The sequence below is a fragment of the Carbonatibacter coralli genome (assembly GCF_039592655.1).
In the GTDB taxonomy this organism is placed as follows: domain Bacteria; phylum Pseudomonadota; class Alphaproteobacteria; order Kiloniellales; family Kiloniellaceae; genus Carbonatibacter; species Carbonatibacter coralli.
In genome coordinates this window covers 263864-272835 of sequence record NZ_JBBUTJ010000005.1, presented here as the reverse complement: position 1 = coordinate 272835, position 8972 = coordinate 263864, and the positions used below count along the sequence as shown (strand labels likewise).

Genomic DNA, 8972 nt, shown 5'->3' with positions numbered 1-8972 from the left:
GCAATTTGTTGATGATCTGCTCTGGTGTGTAACGACGTTGCTTTCCCATTTGATTTCTCCTTATTCGCGGGTGGAATAAGTCAAAATCCGAACTCAAACAATGGAACACTTCAATGGGGGCAGGTCAGCTGCGGAAACGTGGCTTTGTAAATGAGCAGAAAGAGGAAGAAGACAGCACACAACCCGTAACGCATCAGGAGAGCCATGACGCAGTATCAATCGCCGCTATGGCGTAAACTCACAGAGCTTTCAGGTGGCAAGGGTGTAAAAGCTGAATGGCAAAATTTTCCGGAAGAGCTGCTTGCCATCACCAATGAGCAAGCATCCGCCATTCCCTGTAATGGTCGAGCCGGATGCTACATGAATGTCGTCCAGCATGGGCCGAGCGATATTGTTGGCATTTGTACATCTGATACCAAACAGTGCGACTGCCGCACAATTGAAAAATCAGAACTTGCGCTGTATCGCATCGATCACAAAAAACTGGCGACCAAAGTTGCCGCCGCCATTGGTTTTATCGAGCAACATGAAAAGGTCACAGGCCATATAGCCCTTTGGAAATTTGGCGTACTGAATCCTCAAGCCGAGTACAGCTTTCCTGTCTATTGCTTTTTGGGCCAGACATCATCGCAGCTGGATAAAATCGTCAATCAGCTTTGCATGGGCGAGCAGACGTTTCTGTTGATCGCCGCCACCAGCAGCCTCATCAGCACTGCCAGCTCTGATGAGAGCAGCAGGCATAAATCCAAACTCATCGGTATAGATGATGTGCTTGCCGTTGATGGCGTAGGCAAAGCCATGGGGAAAGAGAGCGCTCAAACCATCGTCTCCAATTGGTTGGAAACGGTGTTGCCAAAATCAGCGAAGCCGGGATCGGAGTATCAATTCCCAACACCAGCAGGCGCAACGTGGGAGCAGTTTGTGTTCGAATTTACTGCAACAGAGATGTTGTTGGTTTCGTGCGGACAGATTCAAGAACGGCTGGAACCTGAACACCTGAAGATGAAGAACCAGAATTCCGGCAAGCCAACGCTGCAGTGGACGTTGTTACGTTCTCTCGCCACAACAGGCGGCAGCATCTCATGGCAAAATCAGGACGCCACTGATCGCGTCAAAAAACAAAAGCAGGAACTGGCGAACAAGCTCAAACAAACCTTTGGCCTTTCGGAGGACCCGGTGCCTTGGAAAGAGAGCGAGAAAGCATACAAAGCAAAGTTTGTTATCAAAGCTGCTGATAACGTGCTGCGCCAGCTCACTGGTTGACAATGATAGGCATAGACTGGTGCGAACTGGTCAATTGCCAAACCCTTGATTTCCCATGACTAAAAGCTCCGTACTTCACTTTTCCAAGTACGGTGTTTTTCAGGAAAGGGGCATATATAGGAGGAAAATTAGAGAAAAACGGGGCGTTTTTATAGAGAGGAAGTTAATTGCAAATAGCGAAAAAGCCCGCAAATGCTGGGCTTTTGAGGTTATGCTATCTCGGGCATATGAAAGTTCGTTTTAGGTTAATGGCGGAGAGAGAGGGATTCGAACCCTCGATACGGGTTACCGTATACACGCGTTCCAGGCGTGCGCCTTCAGCCACTCGGCCACCTCTCCGCACTCGTATAAAGCACTTGTTCCGGCCAATATGGAGCAAAAAGCTCAACCGGGTGCGAGGCGGAACTTACTCATTCTGTAAGGGTGGTGCAAGCCCTTTTCACAGCGATTCTTCTTTTTTTGTTTTCAGGCGAACCAGCACCCTGCTTCCCCCTGATACAGAAGCCCGAAAGAACCACCACAGCTCTTCACAATCACGTAAGGGTTTGTTCTCCTGATCCCTTTTCCCTTTCAAAAGAACAGCACATGACTGTAATAGTATAGTCAGTAACAAGTTATGAGCGACGCCGCCTGATCCGGAGTAACTGGTTAAATGATGATATTGCGATACACGGGATTGCTGTTCCTCCTGCTGGCTGCTGCCAGCCTTGCCTTTGACGGCATCAGCTTTTTGCAGGGACAGCCATTTCACCTTTCCCTTTTCGGGGAGCTCTGGTTCAGGATCCATCCCTTTTCACTGAATCTCTCACAGGCTGTCGTCGAGCGTTACATCACTCCGAGCCTGTGGGATGGGATCATCACACCTGTCCTGCTCTTTCCCTTTGTTGCCGTTTTCGGGATTTTCGGCAGCATCCTTTATATGCTGGGCCGACTGAAACGCGTCTGACGCGCAGCCTGCAGGACAGCAACGTGAACGGAGGGGAGTTTTTGAACTCCCCTGCATTCCTACTTGTCATTTTTTGAGAAAGCCAAGAATTCTGGCTCCTATTTTTTCGTGAAGCACACTGCGCAGACTTCCCGCAGGATCTTCACAAATGGCCTCTTCGCCTTCTTCCTGAAGGATAATCCCCGCACCGTCCTTGCACTCCCCCAGAAAGGCAAAGTGATTGGCGCCGCCCAGGGTCCAGTATTCGCTGTTGGGCAAATCCCCGGCAAAGCCGCTGCCCTGATCCGACAGGTCCGTGGCCCACATCCGCTCGCCCTCAAAGCCCAGATTAATCAGCAATGTTGGCACAGCAATACTTTCCCGGTTTTTGACAGGCATTGCCGGAGTCAGAGCCGGATCAACAGCAACGATCCTTTTGATCCGGCTATCTCTGAGATCCTGCCCGAAAGCTTCTCCATCCAGCAAAGACAAATCAACACCTCCGGACGCCAGATACTGACAGTCCTCACGTTTCCGGGCAGAGCCCTCGCACTGTTCCCGGAACAGCGACAGGCTCGGACGCGCCCCACCAACCTGCAGAGCCGTCAATCCTCCCAGAGAAAACCCCAGAACAGAGATGTCCTGAGCCTCAATGGATCCGGCAAAGCCGCTTTTCCCCAGAAGAAAGTCCAGAACGGCCGAGATATCCTCTGCCCGTGTCCAGTGTTCCGCAGCCCGCTGCGGATAGGAATCCCCGGTCGTTGTGCCCGGATGACGAAAACCTGCGACCACATACCCCTGCCTGACCAGCCTTGAAGCAATCCAGCCCAGCGTAACCGGGCTTCCACCCGACCCCGGTGAAAGCAACACCAGAGGAAAGCTCCCCTCCTCGATCAGGCTGCCTTTCCAGACTTTCGTCCCCCTGAAAACCGGATTGTCCCCGATGACCATGGGATAGCCCTTCTCCCTTACCGGATACCAGAGCGCAACTTCCAGCGGTCGGGCCTGATGGGGGACTTCGAGACGAACATCCTCAAATCCGACTGCATCAGACTGTTCCTCTCCGCCCTGCGCTCCTGCGACAGGAAAGATGACAGAAAGAGCGAGAACAACCTTGCCCAGCGGTTTCAAAAAGCGTTTGTATTGTACAGTGAACATCACATTTCTCCTTTGCGGTGATGCCCTGACACTGGAAGCAAAAGTCGCTTCTTTCGCCCCATAACGCCTTTTGGGACGTCCTCAAACCGGTTAAAGGACCTCAAAAGACTTCACGGACACCGGGAGTTCTGTATTCTGGTTACATCCCACCAAAGCACAGAGTTTCCGTTCAGATGCCCAGCCTGCCCATTCCCCTTTTCATTGCCCTGCTGCTCTTCTATCTGACCCTGAAAGCACAGCTTCAGGGCATCCGGCCCCTGTCCCTGCGCTTTCTCCTGCTTGTCTGCGCGCTTCAGAATCTGATCCTGAGCCTGAATCTTCACTACGGTTTTCATGCCCTGCAGCTTGTTCAACCGGTTACGGCAACCATTCTGCCTCCCCTGGCCTATATTGCCTTTCAGTCCGCATCCGTTCGCCCGCTCCGGATGTCCCGTGATCTCTGGCACATCCTCCCGCCTCTGCTGACAGTTGCAACCATCCTGCTGGCTCCGGCCTTTCTGGATACCGTCATTCCCGCACTCTTTCTGGGATATGGCCTTGCCATTCTGATTCAACTCGCCGGCGGGAGTGATCAGATGCCACTGGCCAGTCTCGACAAGGGAAACCTTCCTCTGGTGACCTGGCGCGCAATTGCCATTGCCCTGATCGTTTCTGCTGCCAGCGATGCCCTTATTGCCTATGATCACATGATCAGAAACGGGGAATGGAGCCTCTGGATCATCACCCTGTCTTCCGGCCTGACCCTGCTGACCATCGGCTTCCTGTCCCTGTCTCAGGCCCAGAACGAGGAGCAGAGAAAGGAACCGGATACAGAAGAGGAAAACAGTCCTGCGAGCAACGAAGAGGAAAGGGAACTGATCGCAAGACTGGAAAGCCTGCTGGATCAGGAGCCTCTCTATCTGGACCCCGATCTGACACTCAAGCGACTGGCCCGGAGAATGGGTGTTCCCGTCAAGGCTCTGTCCTCGGCAATTAACAGGCAATACGGGCAGAACACATCTCGTCTGATCAACAGCTACCGTATCCGTCACGCCTGCAAACTGTTGCTGGAAGGGCAATCCGTTCTCAACGCCAGCATCGACAGCGGTTTTCACAGCAAGTCAAACTTCAACAGGGAGTTCCAGAGGATACAGGGCTGCTCTCCGACCCAATGGCGGGACATCAAACTCGACCATTAAAAAAGGGAGCCAATGGCTCCCTCTGTCTACCCCCACAGCTTTGGTTCAGGCGGAAAGATCAGTCCGTCATCAAACTGCAGGGCATTGTCACGGTCCTCTTTCAAGAGCAGGGGGCCATCCAGATCAACATAGTCAGCATCCTGCGCCACCAGCATTGCCGGAGCCATGGCCAGAGATGTCCCGAGCATACATCCCATCATGATCTCAAAGCCCATTTTGCGGGCCTCCTGCTGAAGGAGCAGGGATTCTGTCAAACCTCCAGCCTTGTCCAGCTTGATGTTGATGGCGTCATAGAGAGGACGCAGACGCTCCAGATCCTTTCGTGTGTGCAGGCTTTCATCCGCACAGACTGTCACCGGTCGCGGCAAACTTGCAAGGTGATGATCTTCATCGGAAGGCAAAGGCTGCTCAACAAGCAATACACCCGCTTCGGCACAGGCGGCCATATTGGCCTCGTAGATTTCAGGGCGCCAGGCTTCATTGGCATCAACAATCAACCTGCTCTCAGGCGCCCCCTGACGCACAGCACGGATACGCTCCACATCACCTTCGCCACCAAGCTTGACCTTCAGGAGGGGACGATGGGCTGCTGCCTTTGCCGCTTCCAGCATCGATTCAGCAGTCCCCAGACTCAAGGTGTAGGCCGTGACACGGGGTTCAAGATCAGGCAGGCCCGCAAGCTGTTGGGCTCTTTTCCCGGACTGCTTGGCTTCAAAATCCCACAGCACACAATCGAGCGCATTGCGCGCAGCGCCTGCCGGCATAATCTCCTGCAACCTGCTTCTGTCCAGACCAGCTTCCATCTCCGGGCGAAGCTCTTCGATCTGCGCCAGCACACTCTCAACAGTTTCCCCGTAACGGGCATAGGGGACGCACTCGCTCTGCGCATCCGTGTTCCCGTCGGACAAACGAACCGAAACCACAACGATCTCTGTTCTGCTCCCCCGTGAAATCGTGAAGCTTCCAGCAATGGGAAAATGGTCAACAGCCGTCTCAAGCTTGCGTTTCGTCATGGCTCAGAACCCGTCTTTCAGGCGTTGTGCAATTTCGCGCATTCCAAAACGGACAGGATCGGTTGCAGGCAAGCCGTACTCCGCAGTCAGCTTGGCCAGATAGCCTTTCGCTTCATTCTCTTCAAGCGCCTGGGTGTTCACAGCCAGACCGACGCACCTGATATCCGGATTGTTCAGACGACCACACGCCAGATTCAGGTCAATAACCTCCTGAATGGATGGCAGCAGCGTTTCCACACCCCTCATCGTTTTGCGTGTCGGCTCGTGACAGATCACAAGAGCATCCGGCTGGGAGCCATGCAGCAGCCCCAGAGAAACGCCGGCAAAGCTCGGATGGAAGAGTGACCCCTGCCCCTCAATAACATCCCAGTGATCATCACTCTCGGCTGCCGGACTGATCCACTCTGCAGCCCCGGCAATGAAGTCCGCAACGACAGCATCAATGGCCGCACCACGGCCCGAAATGAAAACCCCGGTCTGACCGGTCGCGCGGAAGTCTGCATCCATGCCAAGCCCGCGCATTTCCCGCTCCAGCGCCAACGCCGTATATTTCTTGCCAACAGAACAGTCTGTCCCCACGGCCAGGACACGCTTGCCCCGTCGTTTTGTGCCCTTGCCCGTTGCCCACTTCCTGTTTGAATGACGCACATTGTGCAGCTGTGCACCACTGCGCTCTGCAGCCTCGCGAATGCGTGCATTGTCTTCCAGACGCATGTGGAGACCCGATGCAACATCCAGCCCTGCATCCAGCGCCCTGACGATGTTGTCGATCCAGTGATCCGGCAGAACACCGCCGGCATTCACCACGCCGATTACCATGGTTTTGCATCCCCTGGTCACGGCCTCTTCAATCGACAGGTCATCAATGCCGCAATCGGCCCCGCAGCCCTCCATGCGGAACTGACCCACACACCACTCGGGGCGCCATTCAACAATTCCAATTGCCGTCTTGGCGGCCAGAGCATCCGGGACATCGCCCAGAAAAAGCAGATAAGGTGTTTTCAGTTCCATGTCTGTTGTCTCCAGTATAGAAAACCGCACAAATTTCCGTATTCAGTCCTTTATGGAAGCCAGGGCTTCCTCGATATAAAGTGCTCGCAGATGACGGGCCACCGGTCCGGGCTTTCCAGTGCCAATGACGCTGTCATCGATCTTGACAACAGGCATCACAATCGTTGTTGCCGAGGTTACAAAGGCTTCCCGGGCTTCACAAGCTTCCTGCACGGTAAAGGGCCGCTCTTCCAGTTTCATCCCGGTTTCTTCGGCGAGCCGCAAGACGGCCCGGCGGGTAATACCATTGAGGATCTCGTTGCTGGCAGGACGGGTCACGATTGCGCCTTCGGCATTGACGATATAAGCGTTGTTGGAACTGCCTTCCGTGACAAAACCGTCTTCGTACATCCAGGCATCATCTGCACCGGCACGCACAGCCGCTTCCTTCGCCATGGCAGATCCCAAAAGACCAACAGTCTTGATATCGCGGCGTTTCCAGCGAATATCCTCAAGAGTGATCACCGAGATTCCACTCTCGGCAGCAGGATTGTCCAGCAGGTTTTTGCGCACAACGAACATCACCAGCGTTGGTCGGGTATCGGCCGGATAGGCGAAATCACGAACAGCCGCACCACGCGTGATCTGAATGTAGACCCCGCCTTCCACCAGATCGTTTTTACGGATCAGCTCGTGATGAAGCGCCTCCAGCTCCTCATCCGCGAGCGGAAAAGCCATGTCCAGTTCGCTCAGGGAACGTCGCAAACGCGCGACATGCCCCTCAAAGTCAATCAACTGCCCTTTCAGAACCGATGTGACTTCATAAATGCCATCCGCAAAGAGAAACCCGCGATCAAAAACCGATACACTGGCTTCACTTTCAGGAACAAACCGGTCATTCACATACGCAATCTTTTCCATAATTCCTCCCCTGTACCGGGATCACACACAGGGCAATTTTTCTTCGCCCGAGGGTTAGTTCTTTTAACGTCAAAAGAAAGCCCGAAACTCCTGTCAGCCTTCTTATCAGGAATGTCTTTCCAAGTCTCAGGATATTTCTGCCACTCCAGAAAACCGGAAGACATATCACATTCAGGGTCTGTAGACCGGGAATTCCGCACAAAGCTTCGAAACCAGCGTTTTGCACCTCTCGACAACCGCACCTGATTTTCCACCGGCCTCGGCTTCAACAAGATCAGCAATCATCTCGCCGAGCAACCCGAATTCCCTTTCCTTCATTCCCCTGGTCGTCGCAGCGCCTGCCCCCAGCCGCAGACCAACCCACTCCGGCGGACGGGGACTGTCATTCGGAATGGCGTTCTTGTTCGCTGTGATACCGGCCTTTTCCAGAACAGTCTCGGCCTGTTTGCCGGTAATGCCCTTGGGACTGAGATCAACCAGAACAAGATGCGTGTCCGTTCCGCCGGAGACGATCCGCAACCCCCGTTCTCCCAGAACAGCTGCAAGTCTGGAGGCATTGCTCCTGACCTGCACAGCATAACGCCTGAAATCCTCGCTCAGGGCCTCCCCGAGACACACGGCCTTGGCTGCAATAACCTGCGTGTGAATGGAGCCCTGCACACCGGGAAAGACAGCCGAGTCCAGTTTTTTGAACCATTCCTCCCGGTTGGTCAGGATCAATCCGCCTCTTGGTCCTCTCAAAGTCTTGGTCGTGGTGCAGGTGACGATATCCGCGTGAGGGAAGGGTGACGGATGCACGCCGCCTGCAACCAGCCCTGCAATGTGCGCCATATCCACATGAAACCAGGCCTCAACCCTGTCTGCAATTTGCCGCATCCGCTTGAAATCAATCTCCCGCGGGTAGGCCGAACCGCCAGCAATAATCAGCTTTGGGCGAAGCTCCAGAGCCTGCTGTTCCAGCTTGTCATAGTCAATTTGCTCGGAAAGAGGATCAACACCGTAATGATGCGCATCAAACCAGCGCCCGGACAGATTGGCTTTCAAGCCGTGGCTCAAGTGCCCGCCGGCAGCAAGATCAAGGGACAGTACTTTGTCACCCGGTTGCAGCAGCAGATAAAAAACAGCCAGATTGGCCTGGCTCCCCGAGTGAGGCTGGACATTGACGTAGGTGCAGCCGAACAGCTTCCTTGCCCTGTCGATGGCCATCTGTTCCATCACGTCAACAAAACAGCCTCCACCATGGAAGCGATTGCCGGGATAACCTTCCAGAGTCTTGTTAACGACTTCATGCCCGAGGGCATCCAGCACAGATCGGCTCACAATGTTCTCTGATGCAATCAGCTCAATCTGTTCCTGCTGGCGATTTCTTTCATTTTCGAGGGCTTCAGCAATAACCGGGTCCGTGCCCAGAAGCGTTTGAGTGAAGTGTTTTGTCATTGTACCTCTCCATTTCCTGAAAAAAATATTGAGGATTCGACAGGCTCTCGACAAACGAGTATTTCTATTTTTTTGGCCTAGAAAAAC

8 protein-coding genes and 1 tRNA gene are annotated in these 8972 nt (G+C 53.9%); 3 read left to right on the top strand and 6 right to left on the bottom strand.

The genetic code is table 11. From position 1 onward, the window contains the following. Positions 1-204: 204 nt before the first annotated feature. Positions 205-1263 (top strand): hypothetical protein, encoded by a 1059-nt coding sequence (locus AAAH10_RS13155; RefSeq protein ID WP_343564298.1) that lies wholly within the window; start codon positions 205-207, stop codon positions 1261-1263. Between the two features lie 249 nt (positions 1264-1512). On the opposite strand, the gene AAAH10_RS13150 is transcribed toward AAAH10_RS13155, so the two are convergent. After that, positions 1513-1602, bottom strand: a tRNA-Ser gene (locus AAAH10_RS13150). A gap of 313 nt (positions 1603-1915) precedes the next feature. Between AAAH10_RS13150 and AAAH10_RS13145 the strand changes: the two genes are divergently transcribed. Further along, entirely contained in the window at positions 1916-2209 is a 294-nt protein-coding gene (locus AAAH10_RS13145; RefSeq protein WP_343564297.1) for a hypothetical protein, read from the top strand. 66 nt (positions 2210-2275) lie between these two features. Here AAAH10_RS13145 and AAAH10_RS13140 read toward each other — a convergent pair whose 3' ends face one another. Continuing rightward, complete coding sequence (locus AAAH10_RS13140) at positions 2276-3346, bottom strand: alpha/beta hydrolase family protein (protein ID WP_343564295.1); 1071 nt, start codon at positions 3344-3346, stop codon at positions 2276-2278. A gap of 173 nt (positions 3347-3519) precedes the next feature. Here AAAH10_RS13140 and AAAH10_RS13135 point away from each other — a divergent pair, with 173 nt between their 5' ends. Then, on the top strand, positions 3520-4524 hold the full coding sequence (locus AAAH10_RS13135) for a helix-turn-helix domain-containing protein (protein ID WP_343564293.1): 1005 nt from the start codon (positions 3520-3522) through the stop codon (positions 4522-4524). 26 nt (positions 4525-4550) lie between these two features. On the opposite strand, the gene dgcA is transcribed toward AAAH10_RS13135, so the two are convergent. The 4 genes from dgcA to AAAH10_RS13115 form a co-directional block, all read right to left on the bottom strand. After that, positions 4551-5537 carry an N-acetyl-D-Glu racemase DgcA gene (gene dgcA, locus AAAH10_RS13130; RefSeq protein ID WP_343564291.1) on the bottom strand — a complete coding sequence of 329 codons (987 nt, stop codon included), beginning with the start codon at positions 5535-5537 and terminating at the stop codon, positions 4551-4553. A gap of 3 nt (positions 5538-5540) precedes the next feature. Next, positions 5541-6548 carry an N-acetyltransferase DgcN gene (dgcN, locus tag AAAH10_RS13125; protein WP_343564289.1) on the bottom strand — a complete coding sequence of 336 codons (1008 nt, stop codon included), beginning with the start codon at positions 6546-6548 and terminating at the stop codon, positions 5541-5543. A 42-nt stretch (positions 6549-6590) separates the two neighbouring features. Beyond that, positions 6591-7448: a D-amino-acid transaminase gene (locus tag AAAH10_RS13120; RefSeq protein WP_343564287.1), complete on the bottom strand. Its 858-nt coding sequence runs from the start codon at positions 7446-7448 to the stop codon at positions 6591-6593. 171 nt (positions 7449-7619) lie between these two features. Continuing rightward, entirely contained in the window at positions 7620-8885 is a 1266-nt protein-coding gene (locus tag AAAH10_RS13115; RefSeq protein ID WP_343564285.1) for a 2-methylserine hydroxymethyltransferase, read from the bottom strand. Positions 8886-8972: the final 87 nt, after the last annotated feature.

Bases quoted from the DNA above. Each gene is read 5' to 3' on its own strand.
- AAAH10_RS13155 (WP_343564298.1), top strand. From the start codon at position 205: ATGACGCAGTATCAATCGCCGCTATGGCGTAAACTCACAGAGCTTTCA.
- AAAH10_RS13145 (WP_343564297.1), top strand. From the start codon at position 1,916: ATGATGATATTGCGATACACGGGATTGCTGTTCCTCCTGCTGGCTGCT.
- AAAH10_RS13140 (WP_343564295.1), bottom strand. From the start codon at position 3,346: ATGTTCACTGTACAATACAAACGCTTTTTGAAACCGCTGGGCAAGGTT.
- AAAH10_RS13135 (WP_343564293.1), top strand. From the start codon at position 3,520: ATGCCCAGCCTGCCCATTCCCCTTTTCATTGCCCTGCTGCTCTTCTAT.
- dgcA (WP_343564291.1), bottom strand. From the start codon at position 5,537: ATGACGAAACGCAAGCTTGAGACGGCTGTTGACCATTTTCCCATTGCT.
- dgcN (WP_343564289.1), bottom strand. From the start codon at position 6,548: ATGGAACTGAAAACACCTTATCTGCTTTTTCTGGGCGATGTCCCGGAT.
- AAAH10_RS13120 (WP_343564287.1), bottom strand. From the start codon at position 7,448: ATGGAAAAGATTGCGTATGTGAATGACCGGTTTGTTCCTGAAAGTGAA.
- AAAH10_RS13115 (WP_343564285.1), bottom strand. From the start codon at position 8,885: ATGACAAAACACTTCACTCAAACGCTTCTGGGCACGGACCCGGTTATT.